24 protein-coding genes are annotated in these 25,490 nt (G+C 73.0%); 12 read left to right on the plus strand and 12 right to left on the minus strand.

All coding sequences use genetic code 11. The features are described 5' to 3' along the window. Positions 1–1,188 carry an MAB_1171c family putative transporter gene (locus AB0F58_RS04705; RefSeq protein WP_357137861.1) on the plus strand — a complete coding sequence of 396 codons (1,188 nt, stop codon included), beginning with the start codon at positions 1–3 and terminating at the stop codon, positions 1,186–1,188. A 29-nt stretch (positions 1,189–1,217) separates the two neighbouring features. Here AB0F58_RS04705 and AB0F58_RS04710 read toward each other — a convergent pair whose 3' ends face one another. Beyond that, on the minus strand, positions 1,218–1,682 hold the full coding sequence (locus tag AB0F58_RS04710) for a GNAT family N-acetyltransferase (RefSeq protein WP_357137864.1): 465 nt from the start codon (positions 1,680–1,682) through the stop codon (positions 1,218–1,220). 188 nt (positions 1,683–1,870) lie between these two features. Here AB0F58_RS04710 and AB0F58_RS04715 point away from each other — a divergent pair, with 188 nt between their 5' ends. Continuing rightward, on the plus strand, positions 1,871–2,599 hold the full coding sequence (locus tag AB0F58_RS04715; RefSeq protein WP_357137867.1) for a VOC family protein: 729 nt from the start codon (positions 1,871–1,873) through the stop codon (positions 2,597–2,599). Positions 2,600–2,655: 56 nt separating this feature from the next. Here the strand turns inward: AB0F58_RS04715 and AB0F58_RS04720 are convergent, their stop codons facing one another. From AB0F58_RS04720 to AB0F58_RS04745, 6 genes are all read right to left on the minus strand, one after another. Next, entirely contained in the window at positions 2,656–3,948 is a 1,293-nt protein-coding gene (locus AB0F58_RS04720) for an MFS transporter (RefSeq protein ID WP_357137870.1), read from the minus strand. A 173-nt stretch (positions 3,949–4,121) separates the two neighbouring features. Continuing rightward, positions 4,122–5,441 (minus strand): hypothetical protein, encoded by a 1,320-nt coding sequence (locus tag AB0F58_RS04725; protein WP_357137873.1) that lies wholly within the window; start codon positions 5,439–5,441, stop codon positions 4,122–4,124. Next, positions 5,438–5,953: a SigE family RNA polymerase sigma factor gene (locus AB0F58_RS04730; protein WP_357137876.1), complete on the minus strand. Its 516-nt coding sequence runs from the start codon at positions 5,951–5,953 to the stop codon at positions 5,438–5,440. Before AB0F58_RS04730 ends, AB0F58_RS04725 begins: the two co-directional genes overlap by 4 nt. A 129-nt stretch (positions 5,954–6,082) precedes the next feature. Continuing rightward, on the minus strand, positions 6,083–6,334 hold the full coding sequence (locus AB0F58_RS04735) for a hypothetical protein (protein ID WP_357137878.1): 252 nt from the start codon (positions 6,332–6,334) through the stop codon (positions 6,083–6,085). A gap of 78 nt (positions 6,335–6,412) precedes the next feature. Next, positions 6,413–7,261: a glycohydrolase toxin TNT-related protein gene (locus AB0F58_RS04740; RefSeq protein WP_357137881.1), complete on the minus strand. Its 849-nt coding sequence runs from the start codon at positions 7,259–7,261 to the stop codon at positions 6,413–6,415. 170 nt (positions 7,262–7,431) lie between these two features. Continuing rightward, positions 7,432–8,724, minus strand: a complete 1,293-nt coding sequence (locus tag AB0F58_RS04745) for an acetyl-CoA C-acetyltransferase (protein ID WP_357137884.1) — start codon at positions 8,722–8,724, stop codon at positions 7,432–7,434. A gap of 55 nt (positions 8,725–8,779) precedes the next feature. On the opposite strand from AB0F58_RS04745, the gene AB0F58_RS04750 reads away from it, so the two are divergent. Both AB0F58_RS04750 and AB0F58_RS04755 read left to right on the plus strand, forming a co-directional pair. Further along, complete coding sequence (locus AB0F58_RS04750) at positions 8,780–10,159, plus strand: 3-oxoacyl-ACP reductase (protein WP_357137887.1); 1,380 nt, start codon at positions 8,780–8,782, stop codon at positions 10,157–10,159. Continuing rightward, complete coding sequence (locus tag AB0F58_RS04755) at positions 10,159–11,010, plus strand: MaoC/PaaZ C-terminal domain-containing protein (protein ID WP_357138714.1); 852 nt, start codon at positions 10,159–10,161, stop codon at positions 11,008–11,010. Before AB0F58_RS04750 ends, AB0F58_RS04755 begins: the two co-directional genes overlap by 1 nt. 46 nt (positions 11,011–11,056) lie before the next feature. On the opposite strand, the gene AB0F58_RS04760 is transcribed toward AB0F58_RS04755, so the two are convergent. After that, positions 11,057–11,605, minus strand: a complete 549-nt coding sequence (locus AB0F58_RS04760) for a hypothetical protein (protein WP_357137890.1) — start codon at positions 11,603–11,605, stop codon at positions 11,057–11,059. Next, complete coding sequence (locus AB0F58_RS04765) at positions 11,602–12,696, minus strand: helix-turn-helix transcriptional regulator (RefSeq protein ID WP_357137893.1); 1,095 nt, start codon at positions 12,694–12,696, stop codon at positions 11,602–11,604. Before AB0F58_RS04765 ends, AB0F58_RS04760 begins: the two co-directional genes overlap by 4 nt. A 146-nt stretch (positions 12,697–12,842) precedes the next feature. Between AB0F58_RS04765 and AB0F58_RS04770 the strand changes: the two genes are divergently transcribed. The 4 genes from AB0F58_RS04770 to AB0F58_RS04785 are packed head-to-tail and all read left to right on the plus strand — an operon-like array spanning position 12,843 to position 16,936. Then, positions 12,843–13,595: an NUDIX domain-containing protein gene (locus AB0F58_RS04770; protein WP_357137896.1), complete on the plus strand. Its 753-nt coding sequence runs from the start codon at positions 12,843–12,845 to the stop codon at positions 13,593–13,595. Continuing rightward, entirely contained in the window at positions 13,592–14,575 is a 984-nt protein-coding gene (locus AB0F58_RS04775) for a serine/threonine protein kinase (RefSeq protein WP_357137899.1), read from the plus strand. The genes AB0F58_RS04770 and AB0F58_RS04775 overlap by 4 nt, the downstream gene beginning before the upstream one ends. Before the next feature lie 10 nt (positions 14,576–14,585). After that, positions 14,586–15,566, plus strand: coding sequence for a hypothetical protein (locus tag AB0F58_RS04780; RefSeq protein WP_357137900.1), 981 nt, complete (start codon positions 14,586–14,588; stop codon positions 15,564–15,566). Continuing rightward, the gene (locus AB0F58_RS04785; protein WP_357137903.1) at positions 15,563–16,936 is read left to right on the plus strand and encodes an adenylosuccinate synthetase; all 1,374 of its coding nucleotides are present in this window, start codon (positions 15,563–15,565) and stop codon (positions 16,934–16,936) included. Before AB0F58_RS04780 ends, AB0F58_RS04785 begins: the two co-directional genes overlap by 4 nt. 3 nt (positions 16,937–16,939) lie before the next feature. Here AB0F58_RS04785 and AB0F58_RS04790 read toward each other — a convergent pair whose 3' ends face one another. Continuing rightward, positions 16,940–17,578: a TetR/AcrR family transcriptional regulator gene (locus AB0F58_RS04790; protein WP_357137906.1), complete on the minus strand. Its 639-nt coding sequence runs from the start codon at positions 17,576–17,578 to the stop codon at positions 16,940–16,942. A gap of 118 nt (positions 17,579–17,696) precedes the next feature. Between AB0F58_RS04790 and AB0F58_RS04795 the strand changes: the two genes are divergently transcribed. The 4 genes from AB0F58_RS04795 (at position 17,697) to AB0F58_RS04810 (ending at position 22,654) form a co-directional block, all read left to right on the plus strand. After that, positions 17,697–18,149 (plus strand): SCP2 sterol-binding domain-containing protein, encoded by a 453-nt coding sequence (locus AB0F58_RS04795; RefSeq protein ID WP_357137909.1) that lies wholly within the window; start codon positions 17,697–17,699, stop codon positions 18,147–18,149. A 1-nt stretch (position 18,150) separates the two neighbouring features. Continuing rightward, a complete protein-coding gene (locus AB0F58_RS04800; RefSeq protein WP_357137912.1) occupies positions 18,151–19,365 on the plus strand; it encodes an acyl-CoA dehydrogenase family protein in 1,215 nt (404 codons plus the stop codon). 58 nt (positions 19,366–19,423) lie between these two features. Beyond that, the gene (locus tag AB0F58_RS04805; protein ID WP_357137915.1) at positions 19,424–21,019 is read left to right on the plus strand and encodes an AMP-binding protein; all 1,596 of its coding nucleotides are present in this window, start codon (positions 19,424–19,426) and stop codon (positions 21,017–21,019) included. A 72-nt stretch (positions 21,020–21,091) separates the two neighbouring features. Continuing rightward, positions 21,092–22,654, plus strand: a complete 1,563-nt coding sequence (locus AB0F58_RS04810) for a N,N-dimethylformamidase beta subunit family domain-containing protein (protein ID WP_357137916.1) — start codon at positions 21,092–21,094, stop codon at positions 22,652–22,654. An 87-nt stretch (positions 22,655–22,741) separates the two neighbouring features. Here the strand turns inward: AB0F58_RS04810 and purD are convergent, their stop codons facing one another. Both purD and AB0F58_RS04820 read right to left on the minus strand, forming a co-directional pair. After that, positions 22,742–23,992, minus strand: coding sequence for a phosphoribosylamine--glycine ligase (gene purD, locus AB0F58_RS04815; RefSeq protein WP_357137919.1), 1,251 nt, complete (start codon positions 23,990–23,992; stop codon positions 22,742–22,744). A gap of 180 nt (positions 23,993–24,172) precedes the next feature. Further along, positions 24,173–25,462: an adenylosuccinate synthase gene (locus AB0F58_RS04820; RefSeq protein WP_357137923.1), complete on the minus strand. Its 1,290-nt coding sequence runs from the start codon at positions 25,460–25,462 to the stop codon at positions 24,173–24,175. Positions 25,463–25,490: the final 28 nt, after the last annotated feature.

Consider the following 25,490-nt stretch of genomic DNA (forward strand, 5'->3'; position numbering starts at 1 on the left):
GTGCACGACCTCCTCTACCCGGGGCTGGCCGTCCTGGCCTGGACCGCGGCCGGCGTACGGTTGGCCGGCACCCTGCGCGACGGCACCGGTAACCCGGCCCGACACGCGGTCACCAGCACGTTCGCTCTGCTGGCGCTGACCTTCACCGTCTCCACGCCGGCCGTCTGGGCGTTCGCCGACCGGGCCATCGGCGTCCACAACATCGCCGCGCTCATCGCCCACCTCTGCGTGGTCGGCTTCTCCACCAGCATCCAGGTCCTGCTGCTCTGGTGGACCAATCCGCCCGAGCGGGCCAGCCGGCACAGCCGGTACCGCCTGGTCACCCTCGCCGTGGTCGTCCTGGTGCTCGGGGTGCTGTTCTGCGGCGTCGGCCCGACCGACACCCACAGCACCGACTTCGTGGCCACCTACGCCAACCGGCCGCAGCTCGCCGCCTACCTGCTGATGTACCTCGCCGCCTTCTCGGCGGGACTGGTCGACATCATCCGCATCTGCTGGCCGTACGCCCGGTTGGTCGGACCCGGCTGGCTGCGCCGGGGGTTGCGCACCACGGCGGTGGGTGCCGCCGTCGGGCTGGTGTACACCCTGGTCCGCGTCCGCGACGTGGTCGCCGCTCTCTGCTGGAACGACCTGCCCCGGGTGGAATGGCTCGTCCCGATCAGCGCCAGCACCGGGGCGCTGCTCGTCATCGGCGGGCTCACCATGCCCGCCTGGGGTTCCTGGCTCGCCGCCGTCCCCGGCACCGCGCACCGGATCCGGCTGCTCCGGCAGCTGCGCCCGCTCTGGGCCGCCCTCTGCGCCGCCGTACCGGCCGTGCGCCTCGCCCACGACCGGCGCTGGTGGCGACCGGCCGACCGGCTGCACCGCCGGGTCATCGAGATCTACGACGCCCGGCTGGTGCTGCGGCCGTACCTCAGCGAAGCTGTCGGGGACCGGGCCCGCCGGCACGCGGAGGCCGGCGGCCTCGGCGGCGACGACCTGGCCGCCGTGGTCGAGGCCGCGAAGCTGTGCGCCGCGCTCGCCGCGATGCGCGCCGACGTCCGCCCCCGCCACCCGGAGCTGCCCGGCCCGCCCGATCCGGCCCTCGACGAGGTACGCGAGGTCGAACAGCTCGCCCGGGTCGCCCGCGCGTTCGCCACCTCACCCCTGGTCGGCGCCGCCGTCCGGGAAACCTCCGACGACACCTGACCGCCGGGGGTGGCGGGCGACGACCGCGGTCAGGCCGCGGGCCCGTGGCGGAGCCAGGTGTACGCCACCGGCTGACCCCGGTTCCACTCGTCGGCCTGCTCCGGCGGCACCTCGCGGAACCCTGCGGCGGCGTAGCAGCGCAGGGCGGGGGTGTTGGCGGGGTGCACACGCATGAAGACCGCCGGCTGCCGGCGTACCGCCTCGCCGGTCAGCGCGGCGACCAGCCGGCGGCCCACGCCCCGGCCCCGGTGCGCCGGGGCGACGATCAGCCGGGCCAGCTCGACCTCGTCGTCCTCCGGCCACAGCTCGCCGTACCCGACCAGCTCGCCCGCCTCCACCAGCCCGTACGCCTCGACCTCCGGATCGGCCGCCCAGCCGGCGACCGTCTCCGGGGTTACCTCGTCCCGGGAACACCACCGCCGGGTCTCCTCGACCGAGGACGCCCACCCCGCCACCGCTCCGGCGGTCTGCGGGTCGATCCGCACCAGCTCCACGCGCCACTCCTCCCACGAACGTCGCGGGGAGCACAGCACGGCCCGGCCTGACGGGACCACCGGTTATCACCGGATAGGTCAGCCGCTCGTCGACGGCGGCGAGGGGACCGGTGGCCGGCGCCCCTGACTCGCCGGTGGGCTCCCCTCCGGGCCCCACCGCCGGCCCGACCGGCCCTAGCATCGTCGACATGGCAACGCGGCTCGTGCAGGTCAACATGAAGGCTCGGAACGAATCCGCGCTGGGCGGTTTCTGGGCGGAGGCGCTCGGCTGGGGGGTTTCCAGCGAGGGGCCCGGCGTGATCAACCTCGAACCCGAGGGCTTCGTCTACCCCGACCCCGTCGCCGTCTGCCTCGACCTCATCGTCTCTCCGGAACCCAAGACGGTGAAGAACCGGGTGCACCTCGACCTCGCCACCACCTCGGCGGCCCACCAGGCGGAGCTGGTGGCGCGCCTCAAGGATCTCGGCGCGACGCTCGCCGACGTAGGGCAGGGCGACGTCCCGTGGACGGTCATGGCCGACCCGGAGGGCAACGAGTTCTGCGTGCTGGACTCGCTCTACCAGGACACCGGACCGATCGCCACGGTGGTGGTCGACTGCGCGGACCCGCGAGCCATGGCCCGCTTCTGGGGCCAGGCCACGGACTGGACCGTGCACAGGGTGACCGACCACAACGCGGTACTGCGCTCGGCCAAGGGCGTCGGCCCGTACCTGCAGTTCCTCCGCACGCCGGACGTGAAGACCGGGTGGAACCGCGTCCATCTCGACGTCCGCCCATACCCGGGTGACGACCTGGCGGCCGAGGCGGCCAGACTGCGGACTCTCGGCGCCACCCCCATCGACCTGGGCAACGACGTCCCGTGGAGCGTCCTCGCAGACCCGGAGGGCAACGAGTTCTGCCTCCTCACCCCGGGCTGACCCGCACCCTCGCCAGCCGCGCACCACGGCGACCATCCCGGACCGTGCGACGCGACCTAGGTCCGTGCGGCAGTCGACCCGCTCGCCGCAGCCGCCGACGACCCGGCCGCCGTCATGGCCGGAAGCTCGCGCGTCGCCCGAAGCGGCGAGAGCAGCGCGGGCAGGAACGCGACGGTCATCCCGGCCGCGCCGATCCACAGCACGGCCGGCGCGCCGAGCAGCCCACCCAGCGTGCCGCCGAGCAGGCCCGCGATCGGCATGCTGCCCCACTGGACGAAGCGGACGGTGGCGCTCATCCGGCCGAGGAGGCGGTCCGGTGTGACGGCCTGTTGCAGGCCCACCTGCGCGATCAGTCGGACCACGCCGCCTGCGGAGACCAGGGCCAGCCCGGTCATGGCGAGCCAGAGCAGCCAGCCGGGCCGGGCCATCGGCATCAACGCGGCGGACGGTGCCGTGCACAGCGGAGCCAGCCAGACGGCAGGTCCGGACCCGATCCGGGCGATCAGGCGGCGGGCCAGCAGCGCCCCGGTGAACCCTCCGCAGGCCATCACGGACAGCACCAGACCGATGCCGAACGAGCCCAGGCCCAGGTGCCGGGACAGGAACACCAACAGCATCGTCTGGTACGTGACGAGGAAGAGGCTGAAGATGCCGTCCGTGATCAGCATCGGCCGCAGCAGCGGGTGGCCGAGCACGAAACGCAGCCCCTCCGCGACCTCGCGCACCAGGCGCCGGGAGGCGCCGCCCGGTGGCCGCAGTTCCGGCGTACGGATCCGCAGCACGCCCAGCGCCGACAGCAGCATTCCGGCGCAGCTCACGACCAGCGTCAAGGGCGCGCCGAGCCAGGCGACCAGCGGCCCGGCCACGCCGGGGCCGCTGATGCTGACGGCGGAGCGGACCGCGGCGATCTTCGCGTTGCCCTCGACCAGGTGCTCGCGGCCGACCAGCGCCGGCAGGTAGCTGGTGTAGCCGACGTCGAACAGCACGGTCAGCAGGCCGTGGGCGAGCGCCACCGCGAACAGCAGCCAGATCGTCAGCGCGTCCGCCCACCAGGCAAGCGGTACGAGCAGCAGCAGCACGGCCCGCAGCAGGTCCGTGTTGACCATGATCGTGCGCTTGCGCCAACGGTCGACCCACGCGCCCGCCGGCAGCCCGATCAGCAACGATCCGGCCGTCGTCATTGCCGTCAGCACACCGACCTCGAACTCGTCCGCTTCCAGCCAGACGATCGCCACCAGCGGCAGCGCGAGGAACACGAACCGGTCGGCCAGCTGGCCGGCCACGGTCGCGGCGAAGAAGCGGCGGAAGTCGGGCTCGCGGAGGAGTCCGAGACGGGGCGATCGAGACATGTTCTCCTAGCGGTCTCTGCGGCGGGCAACCGCTTCTACCACAGCAGGTGCGGCGCAGGCTCCAGTGTGGACCACAGCCCGTTCCCATGACAGCGTCGCAGCACCAGGTCCGTTCCGCTGACCCCGACCTCGCAGGGGCTGCCGCCTCAGTCGACCGCCAGCACGGGCCGTCGTCACCGGGCGGTGAGGGTGAGCGTCGGACTGAGCGCGACGGCCAGTTGCTGTTGCTCGGTCAGCGCGAAGGTCGGCCCGGGACCGCCACTGGAGTGGCTGACGTGCAGCCGGGAACCGTCCGGGCGTCGCACGTCGATCATCCGCTCCCCTGTGCGGGGGGTGTTGCCCCGTCCGGCGAGGTTGGTGACGAACCGGTACTGCTCGCCGTTCGGGCCGGTGCCGATTCGGCAGCTGTAGTTGCCCGTCGGCTTACCGCAGGTCAGGCTGGCGGAGTCGGGTGGCTTGCGCCAGATCTGTACCGAGAAGAGGCCGCGGGTCCCTCCGGTCGTGAGGTTGGCCTGGCCCCAGTAGTTGTCGCGGTTGTTGTCGCCACCGTTACCCGTCCACCCTTCTTCCAGTGGCTTCGATCCATCCGACGTGACGTCCGGGAGCTGGGCTCGCAGCGCGGCGAAGACCGCCTTGTCGAGCCGTTCCTGCTGGGCCGGGTCGGCCGGCACGCTCGGCGGCAGCGTCTGCACCGGCATCTCGACGCCGGGCGGCAGCGTGCCGAGGTTCAGGGTCGGATCGGTGGCGATGGTGAGCATCTGCTCGACGGTGAACGGCAGCGGCCCCGGCGTCGTGTGCCCCTGCAGGACCAGGTGCAGCGCCGAGTTGTCGGCCCGCAACACCTGCACCTCACGGGGCGGGGTGACCCGGCTCCCCATGTTCCGGCTGCTGATCCTGATCCGTGAGCCTGCCGGGCCGGCCATCTCGGTGCACTCGGTCTTGACCTTCGTCAGCTCCCGCTCGCAGCGGCCCGAGTGGAAGCCGAGCAGGCCCTGCCGCCTGACCACGAGTAGCAGGTGACCGCGCTTTCCGTCGGCGGCGACGTCGCCGCTGACCGAGAACTGGTCCAGGGTGGTCCAGCCGCCCCGTTCCGCCTGCCAGCCCGGCCGTTCCATGTCGGGCGCGGTCGACTTCGGCCACCTGATGCCCGGCGCGACCCGCTTGAGCGAGGCCTCCACGGCCGCCTCCAGGCGCTGCCAGTCCGCCTCGCTGCCGGCCACGGTGGTGATCTTCGGAGCCGGCGGATGCGACGGGACCGGCGGGACCGACGGGGACGGGGACGGCGGCGCGGCCGGTGGGGTGGGCGACGGCTCCGGCCCTCCCAGCAGGCCCGCGGTGAGGGTCACCGCCAGGACAGCCGCCGCGCCGGCTCCGCTGGTTCCCCAGATCCGCAGTTTCCGGGCCCGCCGTTGTCCGGAGATGATCCGGTCGATGTCGACAGTCGAAACCGGCGGCTGTCCGATCGCCTCGTCGAGTGCCTGTCGGTAGCTCATGCCCACTCCCCCCTGGGTCGTCCGGCCGGGTTGGTGGCCAGGGCGCGCAGCGCGTCGAGGCCGCGCGCGGCCTGGCTCTTGACCGTGCCGGTGCTGATGCCGAGAATTCCGGCGGTCTCCTCGACCGACAGGTCGCAGTAGAAGCGCAGGACGACCACCGCCCTGCGCCGGGCGGGAAGCTGCCCGAGCAGGTCGAGCAGCATCTCCCGGTCGGCGAGCGTGGGCTCGGACGGGTTCGGGTCCACGTCCTCCGGGACCTCGTCCACGCTCCACTCGCGCCGCCACGGCCGCCGACGTTCGTCCAGCCAGGCGTTGGTGAGCACACCGCGCACGTACGCGTCGATGTTCTCCGCCGCGCGGACCCGCCGCCAGTGGCGGTAGAGCTTGCCGAAGGTGATCGAGACCAGGTCGTCGGCGGTATGCCAGTCCCGGCAGAGCAGGTACGCCGTCCGGCGTAGTTGCTCCAGTCGGGCCCCCACGAACTGCCGGTACTCCTCCTCGTCCGCGCGCATCACCGCGCGGAGCCCTTTGTCGCCGTCATGCCCAGGAGACGGAAGGTCCCGTCCCCCGGGTTGCCTCGACCGTGGTGGCAGACGGCCCCGCTGCGGCCCGTCCGCCGCCACGAACCACGCGGCCCGCTCTCACCCGGGGGCGGGGCGGCCGGTCAGGGCGTGGTGGAGGGCACGGCAGGCGGCATCCTCGGTGTCGTGGGTCTCGCGGACGTCGTGCACGCCGCGCTCGTAGAGGCCGATCTCCCACCGACCGTCGGATGCCCGGCGCAGGAACCAGAAGTCCGGTGGGAGCGGCACGTGTTCGTGGACGTCCTCGAGTTCGAAGGCCTCCGGGGAGAGCCCGGTGTGCAGCAGGACGTTGCGCAGCTCGCGCCGATCCACCGGTTGTCTCCCGTCCTCGGTCGCGACCACAGCCCCGGCAGCACGACGACAGCCGCCGGCAGGGTGACCGTACGCCGCTCAGCAGGTGGTGACGCCGGTCGCGGCGTCGCACCGGCGGCCGGACGTGGCGGTCAGGTCCTCCTCCACCAGATATCCGTGCTGGATCAGCCAGGTGACGCTGAGCTGCGCGCCGGCCGCCGGCAGGTGACGACGCTCCAGTTTGTACTGGGTGCCCATACCGGGCTGGGCGAACCAGGGCGCGGTCGGCCCGGAGTCGACGGTGAACGCCTTGAGCACGCAGTACACGTGGTAGTTGGCCAGCGGCGCCTTCTCCGGGGTGTTCAGGTTCGACGGCGGGAGCGCGCGGGAGCCGAACGGCGTGCCGAGGGGGGCGAGGTAGCCGCCGCCGGGGAAGCCGAACCGATCCAGCCGGTAGCCGGGGAGCAGGGTCTGCGCGACCTTCACCGGGCGGCCGTCCGGGGCGACGACGAAGCCACCGGCGGGCGGGTAGACGTAGGCGTCCTGGGCGGCGTTGGCGTACTGGTCGAGGAAGTCCTGCCGGGCGAGCGCGCCGAAGCGCTGGTAGCCGGCGAGCAGCGGCCCGACCGGGTCGGCCGTCGGGGCGCGCGACGGGCCGAGGAGCGGGTTGCCCCCGTAGTAGGTGGTGGTGGGTGGCGCGACGGGGGGCGTACCCGGCCGGCAGGGTGAGGCGGGCGGCTGTTCCCCGTCGGCTCGTGCCGGTTGCTGCTCGCCGCGCCGGCCGGCCGGTGGACGGGGACGCTGGTCGTCGTCGCCGCCGGCGTCGGGCGGAGCGGCCGGCGTGACCGCCGCGTGCTCCGGCGCCCCGGCTGCCGACTGGGCGGGCAGGGGCAGTAGGACGAGGGTGACGCCGGCAAGGAGCGCCAGGAGTCGACGGTCGATCGCCACGGGGGCACCTCCCGGAATGACGGGTCAGATGTACCCATCGTCGGGAATTCCGTGGCTGATCGTCGGGTTTTGCACCTTTTGCGCCTGAAAGGCGGAGCGACGTCCCGGGCCGCCGGGTGATCAGGGGGGTGCGGCGTACGCCAGCACTCCACGCATCACGAGTGCGTCGGTCAGCGCTCCAGGATGGCGGTGACGCCCTGGCCGCCGGCCGCGCAGATCGAGATCAGCCCCCGGCCACCGCCCTTCTCGGCGAGCAGTTTCGCCAGCGTGGCGACGATCCGGCCACCGGTCGCGGCGAACGGGTGCCCGGCCGCCAGCGACGAACCGTTGACGTTGAGCCGGTCCCGGTCGATCGTGCCGAGCGGCGCGTCCAGGCCCAGCCGTTCCTTGCAGAACTCCGGCGACTCCCAGGCGGCGAGGGTGGCCAGCACCTGCGAGGCGAACGCCTCGTGGATCTCGTAGTAGTCGAAGTCCTGCAACGTCAGCCCGGCACGGGCGAGCATCCGGGGCACCGCGTACGCGGGGGCCATCAGCAGCCCCTCGTCACCGGTCACGAAGTCCACCGCCGCCGTCTGCGACCAGGTGAACCAGGCGAGCACCGGCAGGCTCCGCTCCCGGGCCCACTCCTCGCTGGCCAGCAGCACGGTGGACGCGCCGTCGGTGAGCGGGGAGGAGTTCCCGGCGGTCATGGTGGCCAGCCCGCCGTCCGCGCCCCGGGTGCCGAAGACCGGCTTCAGGCCGCCGAGCTTCTCCAGGGTGGAGTCCGGGCGGAGGTTCTGGTCGCGGGTCAGCCCCAGGTACGGCGTGACCAGGTCGTCGAAGAACCCCCGGTCGTACGCGGCGGCGAGCCGCTGGTGCGAGCGGAGCGCCAACTCGTCCTGGGCCTGCCGGTCGACGCCCCAGCGCAGGGCGGTGCGGGCGGCGTGCTCGCCCATCGACAGCCCGGTACGGGGTTCCGCGTTGCGCGGGATCTCCGGCCTGAAGGGCTGGTGCGGGCGGAGCCTGGCGGCGATCCTCAGCCGCTGGCCGAGGGTGCGGGCCGAGTTGAGCTGGAGCAGGGTGCGCCGCATCTCCTCGTTGACGGCGAGCGGGGCGTCGGAGGTGGTGTCCACCCCGCCCGCCACGCCGACGTCGATCTGCCCGAGGGCGATCTTGTTGGCGACCAGGATGGCGGCCTCCAGCCCGGTGCCGCACGCCTGCTGGATGTCGTACGCGGGGGTGTGCGGGTCGAGCTTCGAGCCGAGCACCACCTCCCGGGTCAGGTTGAAGTCCCGGGAGTGCTTGAGCACCGCCCCGGCGACCACCTCGCCGAGCCGCTGCCCGGCCAGGCCGAACCGGGCGACCAGCCCGTCCAGCGCCGCGCCGAGCATGTCGGCGTTGGACGCGTTCGCGTAGCGCGAGTTGGACCGGGCGAAGGGGATCCGGTTCCCGCCGATCACCGCGACCCGTCGGATGCTCTGCACGATCCCGCCTCCTCGAAACACTTGCCCCAACCCTACTCACCAGTAGGCTACGCCTATGACCGACAGGTACGCGAGCTTCGTCCAATCGGCGGCCGGCCGCGCGCTGGTCAAGCGCCTCGGACTGCCCGATCCGCCCCGCCTGCGCCGGCACCGCCCCGGCGACCCGCTGCTGACCGGCCCCGCCCTGCTCGGTGCCGCGACCGGGGGCCGCCTCGTCGAGCCGGTCGGCCGGATCCTCCGCACCGCCGGGGTCGAGCCGACCGTCGCCGACCCGGCCGCCGGGGGTGACCAGGCCGCCGCGTCCGCCGACACCCGCTTCGGGGCCCTGGTGTACGACGCCACCGGCATCACCGACTCGACCGGCCTGCGGCAGCTCTACGACTTCTTCCACCCGTACGCCCGGTCGCTGCACGCCAGCGGGCGGGTGGTGGTGCTCGGCACCCCACCCGCGCAGTGCGCCACCCCGCGCGAGGCGACCGCCCAGCGGGCCCTCGAAGGGCTGACCCGCAGCATCGGCAAGGAGTTCGGCCGGGGCGTCACCGCGCAACTGGTGTACGTCACCGCCGACGGGGACGCCGGCACGGAGACCAGCCTGGAGGCGACCCTGCGGTTCCTGCTCTCCGGGCGCTCGGCGTACGTCTCCGGGCAGGTCATCCGGGTCGGCACCGGCCCGGCCACCGCCCCGACCGACTGGGACCGGCCGCTGGACGGGCAGGTCGTCCTGGTCACCGGCGCGGCCCGGGGCATCGGCGCGGCGCTCGCCCGGGTGCTGGCGCGCGACGGCGCGCAGGTGGCGGTGCTGGACATCCCGGAGGCCGGGGACGAGCTGGCCGCCGTCGCCAACGAGGTCGGCGGCAGCGCCGTACAGCTCGACCTGACCGCGCCGAACGCCGCCGCCCGCCTCGCCGACCACCTCGCCGCCCGGCACGGCCGGGTGGACGTGGTGGTGCACAACGCCGGCATCACCCGGGACCGGACCATCGCCCGGATGAACACCGACCGGTGGGACCAGGTGATCGACGTCAACCTCTCCAGCCAGGAGCGGATCAACGACGTACTGCTGGAGCGGGACCTGATCCCGCGCGGTGGCCGGATCGTCTCGGTCTCGTCGATCGCCGGGATCGCCGGCAACCGGGGCCAGACCAACTACGCCACCAGCAAGGCCGGCGTGATCGGGCTGGTCGACTCGCTCGCCCCGGCGCTGGCCGACCGGGGGATCAGCGTCAACGCGGTGGCCCCCGGGTTCATCGAGACCCGGTTGACCGCCCGGATCCCGCTGGCGCTGCGCGAGGCGGGCCGCCGGATGAACAGCATGTCCCAGGGCGGCCTGCCGGTGGACGTCGCAGAGACCATCGGCTGGCTGTCCTGGCCCGCCTCCGGCGCGGTCACCGGCAACGTGGTCCGGGTCTGCGGCCAGAGCCTGCTGGGGGCGTGATGGGCAGGCGGGAGATCGAGCTGCCGCAGCTGCCCGCGTCAGGGCCGCTCTACCGGCGGGCGGTGCTCGGCGCGCTGCCCGGGGTGGGCGGCCGGCGCTCCGGTGAGCTGCCGGACGTTGCGCTGAGCGTCCAGGGCGTCACCGTGGACCGGGCGCACCTGGCGGACTACGACCGGGTCTGCGGGTTCCGGCTGACCGACGAGTTGCCCGGGACGTACCCGCACGTCCTGGGCTTCCCGCTGGCGTTGCGCCTGATCAGCGATCCGGCCTTCCCGATCCCGCTGGCCGGGGTGGTGCACGTGGGCAACCGGATCACCGTGCACCGCCCGGTCGACGCGGGCGAGACGCTCGACTTCACCACGTACGCGGAGAACCTGCGTCCGCACCCACGCGGCCGACAGCTCGACGTGGTGCTGGTCGCCTCGGTGGACGGGGCGGAGGTGTGGCGGGGCGTGTCGACGTACCTCGGTCGGGAGCGGTCGGCGACCGGCGGCCAGCGGAAGCAGGGCGAGTGGGCACCGGCTCCCACCGGACCGGTCCGGTGGCGGGTCGGTCCGCGGGTGGGCCGGGACTACGCCCGGGTCTCCGGGGACCACAACCCGATCCACACCTCGCGGCTGGGCGCACGGCTGCTCGGTTACCCGCGTCCGATCGCGCACGGCATGTGGAGCAAAGCCCGCTGCCTGGCCGCGCTGGCGTCCCGCCTGCCGGCGGCGTACACGGTGGAGGTGGCGTTCAAGCTGCCGGTCCCGCTGCCGTCGACGGTCAATTTCAGCACCACCCCCGACGGCGGCTTCTTCCTGCACGACGCCCGTACCGGCCGCCCCCACCTGGTCGGCCAGGTCACCTGACCGGATCAGCCCTCCGGTCCACACGGAGTCAGGGCTCGACAACGATCTACAGCAGATCGTGCCTGCGGGCGTAGGTCGGGAAGTCGGCGCCGGAGCAGGGGAGCCGGGCGTCTGTGGCCCGGAGGGCGTCGATGAGGTTGCCAGCCGCTGTCTCGGTCTGCTTGCCCTTCTGGCACGACGCAGCGAGAAGCCAGATCGTGCCGTGCACCCTCGCACCGTGAGCGCGGGCCACTCTCCTCGCGTCTCCGTCGTCCGTGATCGCCACGCCCTGCCGTAACTCAGCGGCGGCCAGGACGGACGCCTCGCCGAGATTGCGTTCCCCGGCACCGAGTCGGGCGGCCCACCTGGTGAAGCACCGGACTTCGTCAAGGGTGTCCAGCTGCGCCTTACGCAGCCAGTCGACCTCGCAGGCGGCAGTCAACTCGGAACGGCTCACTGCGCTCACCCGCAACTCCTCGACCACCACCTGCGTCGTCCAGCAATCGGCCTCCAGCAACAGGTCCTGGAGCACGTCCAACCGGTCGGCGAGCGTGAAGTGGTGCAGAATCATCGTGTCGAGCACAAGAACGTCGGTCGCTCCTGCCGACAGGCTCACGGTGCGATCTCCAGGTCGTCCTCTTCTGGTAAATCTGCCTCCGTGAGCTGGCCGTGCATCAGTTCTATCGCTCTGACCCGGGTGATCTGGTTCGCCCGCCAGGCGTCCATCACTGCCTGCGCGTACAGAGGCGGTACCCGCACCGATGCGAGATCAGGCTGCGGCACCCACCCCACAGCCTCCATGAACTCGGCGTGGGTGGGCCGGGGATGGCTCCACGCCTTCCGGGTCGCCGCATCGACCGTCCCTGCCCGCTCGGCCTGCCGCAGTGCCAGCAACCAGGAGGTGCGGTACCGGGCGGCATAGCCGATCAGCTCGGTCCGGGTCATCGAACCGGCGTTCCGGGCGGCCAGTGCGTCAGCGGGTAGCAGCAGCTCCGCCGCGAAGGCGTCGATCGCCGCCTCCCGGTCCGCGCGAGAGGTACTCACGCCCAGATCGCTGGAATACTCGTCACCAATGATCAGATGACCCAGCTCGTGCGCAGCGGTGGCTCGCCGGCGACCGGGGTCGCCCTTCGTGCTCACGACGGCGACGGCGAGCTCCGCGTCGATCAGCGACGCGCCGTCGCCGGGCAGGTCGGTCACCAGCACCCACTGACCGGCACAGGTACAGATGTCCATCAGGCTGCCGATCGGCTCGTCACCGAGGCCCAGTTGCTGCCGCAGCCATCGGGCCGCCTGCCGCGCGTCCTGTTCCGACGTCACGCTTGCCGGGTAGCGGAGTAGCGGGGCCGGACGCAGCACGCCGAGACCGACGAGTTGCTGCACGTTGCGCAACCATTCGACCAGCGCGATCTCCAAGCGCTCAGTCGAACGGGCCGCCTCGGTGTCGGTCTCCTCACTCAGTACCGCTGCCCGACGGGACAGCACCGCAGGTTGCGGTTCGATCAGATACTCCATCGACACCTTGAGCACGCGGGACAGCTGGGCCAGCTCCAGCCCGTCCAGACGCCGGTTGCCGGCCTCGACCTTGACCAGCATCGTCCGATCGAGGCCCACCTCGTCGGCGAGTTCCTGCTGGGATCTGCCCATCGACAGACGCGCTTGCCGTACCTGTTCGCCGATCCGACGCCAGTCCTGGTCCCCAGCCATAGTGCGATAATCGCACATCCTGCCATCGCAGTGGGCTACAACACAGTTGCGGTTGGCGGGATGTCATTCCAGGGCTCGACAGCCGGGCAGTCGCGCGGTAAGTTGTTCTCAGTTCGAGTTATTCTCCGATTGAGAGCGACAGACACGTGGACGAGCAGGAGTTCCTGGCCGGGTACGACCCCTCGGCGTACCCGGCGGTGGCGGTGACCGTGGACGTGGTCGCGCTGACCATCCGCGAGGGTGCCCTGCACCTGCTGCTGGTCCGCCGCGGCCAGCCGCCGTACGCCGGGCACTGGGCGCTGCCCGGCGGCTTCGTCCAACCGGACGAGAACCTGGCCACCGGCGCGCGGCGGGAACTGGCCGAGGAAACCGGCCTCGGCGACGACCGGATGCACCGCGTCCACCTGGAACAGCTCGGCAGCTACGGCGACCCGGGGCGGGATCCCCGGATGCGGGTCGTCTCGATCGCCCACCTGGCGTTCGCCCCCGACCTGCCCGACCCGGTCGCCGCCAGCGACGCCGCCGAGGCGGCCTGGCTGCCGGTGGACGCGCTCGGCAACCGGCAGCTCGCCTTCGACCACGCCCGGATCGTCGACGAGGGGCTGGAACGGGCCCGCGCCAAGCTGGAGTACACCCCGCTGGCCACCCGCTTCCTCGACGCCGAGTTCACCATCAGCGAGCTGCGCGGCGTCTACGAGACGGTCTGGGGCCAGTCGCTGCACGCCGGCAACTTCCACCGCAAGGTGCTCTCCGTACCGGGCTTCGTGGAGAGCACCGGCGCGAGCACCGAACGCGGCGGGGCCCGGGGCGGGCCGCGCGCGAAGCTCTACCGGGCCGGTGACGCCCGGCTGCTCCACCCGGCGCTGCTGCGCCCCGCCCGGGAGGAGGAGATCCGGTGAGGACGGAGGAGGCGATCCGCCTGGTCGCGGCGGCGCGCAGCGACGACGACTTGTTCGGCACCGACGCCCCGGCCCACCGGTACCGCACGCTGGTCGCGGCCCTGCACCCGGACCGGCTCGGCGCGACCGACGACCGGATACGCGCCGCCGCCACCGACGCGTTCATGCAGGTCACCGACCGTTGGCGGGCGGCCACCCGGGGCTCGGGGATCCGGCTCGGCGACTACCGGCTGGGGCGGCTGGCGTACTCCGGCGACCTGGCCGACCTGTACGACGTCGGCACGGACCGGCTGCTCAAGCTGCCCCGCGATCCGGCCGACAACGATCTGCTGGCCCGCGAGGCGCACGCCCTGCGGACCATCGAGGAGCGGGGCGACCCGCGCCACCTGCCGTACGTGCCCCGGCTGGTCGACTCGTTCCGGCACCGGGACGCGGCCACCGGCGCGGAGCGGCGGATCAACGTGCTGGCCGCCGTCCCGAATCTGCACAGCCTGGAGGAGGTGCGCCGGGCGTACCCGGACGGGCTGGACGGCCGGGACGCGGCCTGGATGTGGCGGCGGCTGCTGGTCGCCATCGGCCTGGCCCACCGGGCCGGCGTGGTGCACGGCGCGGTGCTCCCTCGACACGTGTTGATCGAGCCGGACGCGCACGGCGTGGTGCTGGTCGACTGGTGCTTCTCGGCGGAGCCGGACACCGCCGTCCCGGCGCTCGTGCCCGGCCACGAGGAGTGGTACCCGCAGGAGGTCACCACGAGGCAACCCTGCGGGCCGGGCAGCGACATCGCGATGGCCGCCGGCTGCATGACCTGGCTGATGGGGGGCCGTGCCCCCCGTGAGCTGCTCGCCTTCGCCAACGGTTGCCGGCACCGGTTCCTGCGGGCCCGGCCGGACGACGCCTGGCGACTGCTCGACGAACTCGACGAGGTGCTGGAGCGGCTCTACGGGCCGCGCACCTTCCGACCCTTCACCCTCAACCCCTAGGGAGGCTGCCATGGGCAGCGGAATCTGGTCCACCGACGTGTACGACGCCGCCAAGCGGTACCGGAAGGCCACCGGGACGAGCGCCTTCTCCTACAGCGACAGCGGGGCCCGCACCGTGCACCCCGACCTCGACCCGCGCGGGGCCACCCGGGAGAGCCGCGACTCGACCGAGCACCCGCAGTCGACCCCCATCGCGGTCCTCTTCGACGTGACCGGCTCGATGGGACACGTGCCGCGCGCCCTCCAGGCCAAGCTGCCGCAACTGCTCGGGCTGCTGCTGCGCCAGGGCTACGCCCGCGACCCGCAGGTCATGTTCGGCGCGATCGGCGACGCCACCTGTGACCGGGTGCCGTTGCAGGTCGGGCAGTTCGAGTCGGACAACCGGATGGACGACCACCTCGGCAGGATCGTGCTGGAGGGCGGTGGGGGCGGTCAGATGATGGAGTCGTACGAGCTGGCCATGTACTTCATGGCCCGGCACACGGTCACCGACTCGTGGGAGAAGCGCGGCCGGCGCGGCTACCTCTTCATCATCGGCGACGAGCTGGCGTACGGGAAGGTCAAGCGCCGCGAGGTGTCCCGGGTGGTCGGTGACGACCTGGGCGAGGACGTGCCGGTACGTCAGATCGTCGACGAGGTGACCCGGCGCTGGGACACCTACTACCTCCTCCCGGCCGGCAGCCACTACTCCGGTAACCGGAAGGTGCTCGACTTCTGGCGCGACCTGCTCGGGCAGAACGCCATCGAGTTGGACGACCTGGACGCGGTCTGCGAGACCATCGCGCTCACCGTCGGGCTCGGCGAGGAGGCGATCGACCTCGACGAGGGCCTGCGCGACCTGGACCGGCACGGGTCGGCGGCCACCGGCACGGTGTCCAAGGCGCTGGCCCGGATGGGCGGCGGCCGGCGCACGGTGGTTTCGGCACTGCCCACCACCTCGGCCCTGCCCGTCCCGCGCGGCGGCGCGACCGGAGGGGTCACCCGGCTGTGAACCACGTGATGGTGGTCGACCTCGGCTACGGCGACGCCGGCAAGGGCACCGTCGTGGACTGGCTCTGCGCGACCCGGCCGGTGCACACGGTCGTCCGGTTCAACGGGGGCGCGCAGGCGGCGCACAACGTGGTGCTCGCCGACGGCCGGCAGCACACGTTCGCGCAGTTCGGGGCAGGTACGTTCCGTCCCGGCGTGCGGACCCACCTGTCCCGGCACGTGGTGGTGGACCCGCTGGCACTGGCCGCCGAGGCCGACCATCTCACCTCGGTCGGGGTACCGGACGCCCTCGACCGGCTCACCGTCGACGGCGAGGCGCTGCTCGCCACGCCGTACCACCGGGCCGCCAACCGGGCCCGGGAACTGGCCCGGGGAGCCGACCGGCACGGCTCCTGCGGGCTGGGGGTGGGCGAGACGGTCGCGTACGGTCTCGCCCACCCCGACGACGCCCCCCGGGTGGCCGACTGCCACGACCCGGAGCTGCTGCGGCACCGGCTGACCCGGCTGCGCGACCGGCTGACCGCCGAGCTGGGCCCGCTGGACGCGCCACCGGTCGCCGACTGCCTGCCCGCGTTCACCGGCTTCGCCGACCGGGTGGCGGTGGTCGACCGGTCCCACCTGGCCGGGGTGCTGCGGGCGGGCACCTGCGTCTTCGAGGGGGCGCAGGGGGTGCTGCTAGACGAGTGGCACGGCTTCCACCCGTACACGACGTGGAGCACCACCACCTTCGCCAACGCGGAGGCGCTGCTCGCCGAGGCGGGCCTGGCCGGGACCGCCCGACGGCTGGGCGTGCTGCGGACGGTCACCACCCGGCACGGGCCGGGTCCGCTGGTCACCGAGGACCGGGCGTTGCCGCTGACCGACCCGCGCAACCCGAGCAACCCGTGGCAGGGCCGCTTCCGGTTCGGTCACTTCGACGCGGTCGCCCACCGGTACGCCCTGGAGGTGGCCGGTGGGGTGGACGGGCTGGCCCTCACCCACCTCGATCTCACCGACCGGCCGCTGCGGATCTGCCGCCGCTACGACGGGCTGGACCGACTGCCGGTCGGTCCTCCCGGCGACCTGGACCGGCAGGCCGCGCTCACCGGGCGTCTGCTGGCCGCCCGCCCGGTGTACGACCCGGCACCCGGCGACTGGGCGGCGGGCGTCGCCGACGCGCTCGGCGCCCCGGTGGTGCTCACCTCGCACGGCCCCACCGCCGAGGACAAGCGGCCGGTGTCGGCCGACGGCAGCCGGGCGTGGCCGGCCGGACCGGGGCGGTCGTCGCCGGCCGACGGCGGCCGGGCGTGGCCGGAGCGGTCGTCGCCGGCCGGGACGGCACGGCCGCGCCCAGCCGGGGTGGGCGACCGGCCCGTCCCGGCTGCCCGGTAGCCCTCAGTCGGCGGGCGAACGCCAGGTCTCGCCGCGCAGGAGCTGGTCCGCGCCGAGCCAGGCGATGTTCATCATCCGGGTGGCGGTCTTCGCCGGGTCGGCCTCGGGATGGTCGGCGAGCCAGTCGGCCAGCGACTCGGTCGCGCCGACCAGCGCGTACGCGATCACCTCCAGGTCGGTCTCGCGGACCTCGCGCCCCCGGGCGAGCAGGGCGTGGTCGAGCATGCCGGCGACCACCTCGACCATCCGGCTGCGCATCGCGGCCAGCTCCCCGGCGAACGGCTGCTCGCCCCGCGCCTGCCGGTAGAGCACCACCCAGCCGTCCCGGTGCGCGCCGACGAACCCGAAGAACGCCCGCAGTCCCCGCCAGAGCCGCTCGTCGGCCGGCAGGTCGGGGGCGGCGGCCCCGGCGATCGCCTCCACCATGCGGGTGCCCTCCCGGTGCAGGCAGGCGACGAACAACGCTTCCTTCGTCCCCAGGTACGCGTAGACCATCGGCTTCGATATGCCGGCGTCCTCGGCGATCTCGTCCATGCTGGCGGCGTGGAAGCCGCGGCGGGAGAAGGCGCGGACGGCCGCGTCGAGCATCTGCTGCTCACGGACGGCGCGCGGGAGACGGCGGAACGCGGGAGGGCTGGACACCTTGCGAGCATACCTACTCGTGCGTAAGGTTACGCTAGAGTAGGCAAATCTACCCGTGCGCCCGGACCGACGCGGAACCCGCGCGGTGGGACGGCTCACGACGTCCGGAAGGTTTTCCATGACTGACTTCGATCCGGCCACCTTTTCCTCGTACGGCCCCAAGGAGTTCGCCAAGCTCGTCAAGTCCACCCCGGACAAGAAGATCGCCGAGGTGATGTCGAGCGACCTACGGGGCACGGTCCTCGACGAGGTGTTCAGCCGGATGCCGTCGCTGTTCCGCGCCGAGAAGGCCGGCTCCACCAACGCGGTGCTGCACTGGAACATCACCGGACGGCCGGACGGCGGCTCCGACACCTACGAGGTCGTCATCGAGAACGGCACCTGCACGGTCAACTCCACCCCCGAGCGGGAGCCGAAGCTGGCCCTGACCCTCGGTCCGGTCGAGTTCCTCAAGATCGTCGCCGGTGCGGCCAACCCGGCCATGATGTTCATGACCGGCAAGCTCAAGGCAAAGGGCGACCTGGGCCTGGCCGCCAACATCCCCAACCTGTTCGACATCCCCAAGGGCTGACATGTCCGAGTTCTCGCTCGACCTGAACGAGGAACAGCGGGATCTCCGCGACTGGGTGCACGGCTTCGCCGCCGAGGTCGTGCGCCCGGCCGCAGCCGAATGGGACGAGCGGGAGGAGACCCCGTGGCCGGTCATCCAGGAGGCGGCGAAGGTCGGGCTCTACGGCTTCGAGTTCCTCGTCACCTGCTTCGGCGACCCCACCGGCCTCTCCCTCCCGATCGCCAGCGAGGAACTCTTCTGGGGTGACGCCGGCATCGGGCTGAGCATCTTCGGCACCTCCCTCGCAGTCGCCGCCATCTACGGCTCCGGCACCCCGGACCAACTCGTCGAGTGGGTGCCCCAGTGCTTCGGCGACCCGGAGTCCCCGGCCGTCGCCGCGTTCTGCTCCACCGAACCCGAGGCCGGCTCCGACGTCGGCGCGATGCGCACCCGGGCCACCTACGACGAGGCCCGCGACGAGTGGGTGCTACGCGGGCAGAAGGCGTACGCCACCAACGGCGGGATCGCCGCCGTGCACGTGGTCACCGCGTCGGTCGACCCCACGCTGGGCTCGCGCGGGCAGGCGGCGTTCGTCGTGCCACCGGGCACGCCGGGGCTGCACGCCACCCGCAAGCTGCGCAAGCTCGGGCTACGCGCGTCGCACACCGCCGACGTCTTCCTCGACGAGGTACGCGTGCCCGGCCGCTGCCTGCTCGGCGGGCGGGACGCCCTGCGCGACCGCCTCGACCGGGCCCGTTCCGGCCAGCGCGCCTCCGGCCAGGCGGCGATGCGCACGTTCGAGCTCTCCCGCCCCACGGTCGGCGCGCAGGCGATCGGGGTGGCTCGGGCCGCCTACGAGTACGCCCTCGACTACGCGAGGACCCGGATCCAGTTCGGCCGGCCGATCATCGAGAACCAGGCGGTCGCCTTCGCGCTGGCCGACATGAAGATGGAGATCGACGCGGCCCGGCTGCTGGTGTGGCGGGCGTCCTGGATGGGGCGAAACGACAAGCCGTTCGCCGCCGGGGAGGGCTCGATGTCCAAGCTGAAGGCGGGCGAGGTGGCCGTCGCGGTCACCGAGAAGGCGGTGCAACTGCTCGGCGGGGCCGGGTTCCTCCGTGACCATCCCGTCGAACGCTGGTACCGGGACGCCAAGATCTACACCATCTTCGAGGGCACGTCGGAGATCCAGCGACTGGTGATCGCCCGAGCCATCTCCGGCGTCCAGGTCCGCTGACCACCTCGACGTCGCGGGCAGGGCAGGCGGTAGAGCGCAGCGCGGAAGGGGAGCCGGGATGGGTCTGCCGTTCGTCATCGCCACGCTGGCCCGGCGAGGGCTGCTCGCCCCCGGCGGCCCGGTCCGGGTCGCCGCCCAGCTCAACGCGCTTCGCCGGTGGGGCTTCAGCCTCGCCGGCGAGCTGCGCCAGGCCGCCGCCCGGGATCCGGAGCGGATCGCGGTCGTCGACGAGCACGGCACCGGCACCAGCTACGCGACCCTGCTCGACCGGTCCGAGCGGCTGGCCCGGGGGCTGCGGTCGGGGCTCGGGGTGCGCGGCGGGGACCGGGTGGGGCTGCTCTGCCGCAACCACACCGGCCTGGTCGAGGCGATGGTGGCGACCACCCTGCTCGGCGCGGACGCCGTCCTGGTCAACACCGGGCTCTCCGCCGGTCAGCTGGCCACCGTCGCCGAGGAGCAGCGGTTACGGGTGCTGGTGCACGACGACGAGTTCGCCGACCGGATCCCCGACCTGGCCACCGCCGGAGAAGCCGATCATGCCCTCGCCGGCCGCGGGGCGCAGCGGGTGGACGAGCGCGGGCTCGCCGACCTGGTCGCCGGGGCGACGCCGGACACCCTCGTCCCGCCGGCCCGGGGCGGGCGGACCATCGTGCTGACCTCCGGCACCACCGGCGCGCCGAAGGGAGCCCGACGCCCCACCCCGAGCGGCTTCGGGCCACTGGTGTCGATCATCGACCGGATCCCGCTACGGGTCCACGACCGCGTCCTGATCGCCGCGCCGCTCTTCCACACCTGGGGGTACGCCGCGCTCCAGGTGTCCTTCGCGCTGCGGGCCACCATCGTGCTGCACCGCCGGTTCGACCCGGCCGCCACGGTGGCCGCCCTGACCGGCCAGCGCTGCGACGCGCTGTTCGCCGTACCGGTGATGGTGCAACGGCTGCTGGAGGTCCCGCCGCCACGGCCCCGTCCACCGCTGCGGGTGGTGGCGGTGAGCGGCTCGGCGCTGCCCGGCGCGGTGTCCCACGCCTTCATGGACAGCTACGGCGACGTCCTCTACAACCTGTACGGCTCCACCGAGGTCTCCTGGGCCTCCATCGCCACCCCCGCCGACCTGCGCGCCCACCCGGCCACCGCAGGCCGCCCGCCGCACGGCACCCGGGTGGCGATCGTCGACGGGGCCGGGCAGCCGGTGGCGCCGGGCCGGGTGGGACGGATCCTCGTCGGCAACGAGATGCTCTTCGAGGGGTACACCTCGGGCGCCGGCCGGGCCCCCCACGACGGCCTGCTGGACACCGGTGACCTCGGGCGACTCGACACCGAGGGGCTGCTCTTCGTCGACGGCCGCGCCGACGACATGATCGTCTCCGGTGGGGAGAACGTCTTCCCGTCCGAGGTGGAGCAGCTGCTCGCCCGCCTCCCGCAGGTGCGCGAGGTCGCGGTGATCGGCGTTCCCGACGACACGTACGGTCAACGTCTCGCGGCCTTCCTCAGCCTGCACCCCGGCGAGTCCCTCGACCCGGAGGCGGTACGCGAGTACGTTCGACACCATCTCGCCCGGTTCTCCGTACCCCGGGACGTGAGCTTCGTCGCGGCCCTGCCCCGGAACGCCACCGGCAAGGTCGTGACCCGGGAACTTCGTCGTCATCTCGACTGAGCGTCCGCGCGCTCCGTCCACAGTGGTACCTTCGGTCGCCTTCCTCCTCGTCCGTGATGTCCAGGAGCTGCCATGGCAGGAGTTCGTCGCCGTCGTGCCCTCGGCCTGCTCGCCTTCGGCGCCTCCGCAGCGACCGCCGGTGCTCTCTGGCCCACGGCCTCCGGCGACCGACGGGTCGTCGCGGGGCGGCTCGGCTCGCCGGCCCCGATCTCCACCGGCTCCGTGCCGACCTCCACCGGTGCGGACCCGGCCCCCGGTTCCGTCCCGGTCGTCCGGGAGAACCAGGCTTCCGGCCACACCTGGCCACCTCCCGACAGCCGGCGGCCGGGCGTCGACGACCGTCGCCGGCAGATCCAGGGGTACGCCTCGGCGACCAGTGTCGCCCACGGTCAGACCATCGACTTCCACGTCGCGGTCGCCCCGGCCGGGGCGTACCGGATCACGGTCGTCCGACTCGGCTGGTACGGCGAGGCCGGTGCCCGGGAGCTACTGACCAGCCCCGAGCTGACCGGCGGGCCGCAGCCGGTGCCCGCCCCCGACCCGGTGACCGGGGCGCTGGTCTGCCGCTGGCCGGTCTCCTGGACGCTGCGCATCCCCGACGACTGGACCTCCGGGCTCTACCAGGCGATCTTCACCTCGGCCAGGGGCTGGCGCGGGTACGCCCCCTTCGTGGTACGCGACGACCGCCGGGCCGCGACGCTCTGCGTGGTGCTGCCGTTCACCACGTACCAGGCGTACAACCAGTGGCCGATGGACGGCACGACCGGCCGGAGTCTCTACTACGGCTACCGCGACGGGGCGCTGGACTACCAACGGCGGGCCTTCGACGTCTCGTACGACCGCCCGTACGCGGGCGAGGGCTGGCCCAAGCACCTCGACCGCGACCACGACTTCATCCGCTGGGCGGAACGGCGGGGCTACGACCTGACGTACGCCACCACCGAGGACCTGCACAGCGGTCGGCTCGACCTGACCCGGCACCGGGGCGTGGTGTTCTGCGGCCACGACGAGTACTGGTCCAGACCGATGCGGGTCGCGGCGGAACGCGCGGTGGCGGCCGGAACCAGTCTGGCCTTCCTCGCCGCGAACAGCGTCTACTGGCACATCCGGCTCGGCTCCTCCGCCGACGGGCGACCCGAGCGGCTGGTCACCTGTTACAAGACGTCACCGGACCCGGGCGTGGACGCCGCCGGACCGACGACCTACTGGCGCCACGTCGCCCGGGACGGCACGCACGCCGAGCAGGGGCTGCTCGGGATCCAGTACAACGGCATCGTGGCCACCCCGCAGCCGCTGGTGGTCGCCTCGGCCCAGCACTGGTTCTGGGCCGGCAGCGGCGTGGCCGACGGCGACCGGATCCCCGGCCTGGTCGGCGGGGAGGCCGACGGCGTCGTCCCCGGGCACCCGAGGCCCACCGGGGTCACCGGCGTCACCCTCGGCACCGGCCGGTACCGGACGCGCTCCGGGTTGCAGCGGGTGCAGAACACCCACCTCTACGAGACGCCGCAGGGTGGCCTGGTCTTCGCCGCCGGCACGCTGTTCTGGACGATGGCCCTGGATCGGGCCGAACACCGCGACGAACGGGTCGAGCGGGCCACCGTCAACCTGATGGACCGGATGGTCCGCCCCCGGTGACCGATCGCAGTCACCCGCACCGGGAGAGCCGGGTGACCGGACCTCCCGGCAGACGGCGAGAGCGCCGTCCTGACGGGGTGCCGCCGGTCAGGCCGGCAGGGTGACGGCCCCGCGTACCGCCGCGTCGGCGATGTCCCGCCGGTGGTGCGAGCCGGGCAGGTCCACCCCGTCGACCAGCGCGTACGCGGCGTCCCGGGCGGCGGCCAGGTCCGGACCGGTGGCCGTACCGCAGAGGACCCGACCGCCGGCGGAGAGCAACGCGCCGTCGGCGGCCCGGCGGGCGGTGCCGGCGTGGATGACGCCGGGCCGCTCCGCGCCGGTGATCACGTCGCCGGTACGTGGCGGGCCGGGGTAGTTCGCGGCGGCCAGCACCACGGTCACCGCGGCGCCGTCGCGCCAGCGCAGCGGCGGATGCGCGGCGAGCGTGCCGGTGGCCGCCGCGTGCAGCAGCCCGCCGAGGGGCGACTCCAGCAGGGCGAGCACGACCTGGGTCTCCGGGTCGCCGAACCGGGCGTTGAACTCGATCACGCGGGGCCCGGCGGTGGTGATCGCCAGCCCGACGTAGAGGAGACCGGCGAACGGGGTGCCCCGGTGGCGCATCTCCGCCAGCGTCGGGTACACCACCTCCCGCATCACCTGGTCGACCAGGCCGGGCGGGGCCCAGGCCAGCGGAGCGTACGCACCCATGCCGCCGGTGTTCGGCCCGGTGTCGCCGTCACCGACCCGCTTGAAGTCCTGCGCCGGCAGCAGCGGCACCGCCGCCTCGCCGTCGGTCACCACGAAGAGGGACACCTCGGGCCCGGCGAGGTACTCCTCCACCACCACCCGCCCGCACTCGGCGGCGTGGGCGAGCGCGGCGGCCCGGTCGTCGGTGACCACCACACCCTTGCCGGCGGCCAGCCCGTCGTTCTTCACCACGTACGGCGCCCCGAACTCGTCCAGCGCCCGAGCGGTGCCCGCCTCGTCGGTGCAGGTGTACGCACGGGCGGTGGGCACCCCGGCGGCGGTCATCACGTCCTTGGCGAACGCCTTCGACCCCTCCAGCCGGGCGGCCTCGGCGGACGGCCCGAAGCAGGCGACCCCCGTGGCGCGGACCGCGTCGGCGACCCCGGCGACCAGGGGGGCCTCCGGCCCGATCACCACCAGGTCGACGCCCTCCTCGACGGCCAGCCCGGACACCGCCGCCGGATCCGCGGTGTCGACCTGCCGAAGCTCCGCCACACCCGCGATCCCCGGATTGCCCGGTGCCGCGATCAGTCGTTCGACGGACGGATCAGCCGCCAGCCCGAGCGCCAGCGCGTGTTCCCGTCCACCCGATCCCACCAGAAGTACCCGCACGGGCCCCGATCCTACCGATCCCCACCCCACGGCTGTTGATCATGAGGTGCACCGGGACGTCGGTCTCAGTTCCCGCCACCGCCCGCCCGGTCGACAGGGTGGTTGCACCGCCGGCCACGCTACCCACACCCTGTGGACAACCCGCCCCGCCCTGTGGACAACTCCGGAACCCGGTGGAGGTCAGGGCAGGAGCGGGTGGCGGTGCACGTTCTCCTCGCGGCCGGGGCCGACGCCGACCACGCTGACCCGGGTGCCGCACAGCTCCTCGATGCGGGCGATGTAGCGGCGGGCGTTCTCCGGCAACTCGTCCTCGGTCCGGGCCTTGGTGATGTCCTCCCACCAGCCGTCGAGCTCCTCGTAGACCGGAGTCGCGTGGTGGAAGTCGGTCTGCGTCATCGGCATGTCGTCGAACCGCTTGCCGTTGATGTCGTACCCGACGCAGATCGGCACCTTGGGCAGGCCGGTGAGCACGTCCAACTTGGTGACGACCAGGTCGGTGACCCCGTTCAGGCGGCAGGCGTACCGGGCGACCACCGCGTCGAACCAGCCGCAGCGGCGTTCCCGGCCGGTGGTGGTGCCGTACTCGTGACCGACCTTCCGCAGGTGCTGACCGTTGTCGTCGAAGAGTTCGGTCGGGAACGGCCCGGAACCGACCCGGGTGGTGTACGCCTTGCTGACCGCGATCACCTTGTTGATCGCGGTGGGCGGGATGCCGGCCCCGACGCACGCCCCACCGGCCGTCGGGTTCGACGAGGTCACGAAGGGGTACGTGCCGTGGTCCATGTCGAGCATGGTGGCCTGGGCACCCTCCAGCAGCACCGTCTCGCCCCGGTCCAGGGCGTCCCAGAGCATCACCCGGGTCTCGGCGATGTACGGGCGGAGCCGCTCGGCGTAGGCCAGGTACTCCTCGACGGTGGCCTCGACGTCGATCGCCTTGCGGTTGTAGACCTTGAACAGGATCTGGTTCTTCTCGCGCAGCGCCAGTTCGAGCTTCTTGCGCAGGATGCCCGGGTCGAGCAGGTCCTGGAGGCGGATGCCCATCCGGGCGACCTTGTCGCCGTACGCCGGGCCGATGCCCCGGCCGGTGGTGCCGATCCGGGACGAGCCGAGGTACCGCTCGACCACCCGGTCCAGCGCCCGGTGGTGCGGCATGATCAGGTGAGCGTCGCCGGAGATCCGCAGGCGGGAGACGTCGACACCCCGCTCGGCGAGACCGTCGATCTCACCGAGCAGCACCTTCGGATCGACCACCACGCCGTTGCCGATCACGATCATCGCGCTCGGCGAGAGCGCGCCGGACGGCATCAGGTGCAGGGCGTACTTCTGGCCGTCGGGCGTGATCACGGTGTGGCCGGCGTTGTTGCCGCCCGAGTAGCGCACGACGTAGTCGACCCGCTCACCCAGCAGGTCGGTAACCTTGCCCTTGCCCTCGTCGCCCCACTGAGCACCGAGGAGCACGATCGCTGGCATCTTCACCGCCTCCAGGGGGCTCGGGTGC

It is taken from the genome of Micromonospora sp. NPDC023956 (assembly GCF_040639195.1).
GTDB lineage: Bacteria > Actinomycetota > Actinomycetes > Mycobacteriales > Micromonosporaceae > Micromonospora.

Coding starts and splice junctions, on each gene's coding strand:
- AB0F58_RS04715 (WP_357137867.1), top strand. CDS start 1,871: ATGGCAACGCGGCTCGTGCAGGTCAACATGAAGGCTCGGAACGAATCC.
- AB0F58_RS04720 (WP_357137870.1), bottom strand. CDS start 3,948: ATGTCTCGATCGCCCCGTCTCGGACTCCTCCGCGAGCCCGACTTCCGC.
- AB0F58_RS04725 (WP_357137873.1), bottom strand. CDS start 5,441: ATGAGCTACCGACAGGCACTCGACGAGGCGATCGGACAGCCGCCGGTT.
- AB0F58_RS04730 (WP_357137876.1), bottom strand. CDS start 5,953: ATGCGCGCGGACGAGGAGGAGTACCGGCAGTTCGTGGGGGCCCGACTG.
- AB0F58_RS04750 (WP_357137887.1), top strand. CDS start 8,780: ATGACCGACAGGTACGCGAGCTTCGTCCAATCGGCGGCCGGCCGCGCG.
- AB0F58_RS04755 (WP_357138714.1), top strand. CDS start 10,159: ATGGGCAGGCGGGAGATCGAGCTGCCGCAGCTGCCCGCGTCAGGGCCG.
- AB0F58_RS04765 (WP_357137893.1), bottom strand. CDS start 12,696: ATGGCTGGGGACCAGGACTGGCGTCGGATCGGCGAACAGGTACGGCAA.
- AB0F58_RS04780 (WP_357137900.1), top strand. CDS start 14,586: ATGGGCAGCGGAATCTGGTCCACCGACGTGTACGACGCCGCCAAGCGG.
- AB0F58_RS04795 (WP_357137909.1), top strand. CDS start 17,697: ATGACTGACTTCGATCCGGCCACCTTTTCCTCGTACGGCCCCAAGGAG.
- AB0F58_RS04800 (WP_357137912.1), top strand. CDS start 18,151: ATGTCCGAGTTCTCGCTCGACCTGAACGAGGAACAGCGGGATCTCCGC.
- AB0F58_RS04805 (WP_357137915.1), top strand. CDS start 19,424: ATGGGTCTGCCGTTCGTCATCGCCACGCTGGCCCGGCGAGGGCTGCTC.
- AB0F58_RS04810 (WP_357137916.1), top strand. CDS start 21,092: ATGGCAGGAGTTCGTCGCCGTCGTGCCCTCGGCCTGCTCGCCTTCGGC.
- AB0F58_RS04820 (WP_357137923.1), bottom strand. CDS start 25,462: ATGCCAGCGATCGTGCTCCTCGGTGCTCAGTGGGGCGACGAGGGCAAG.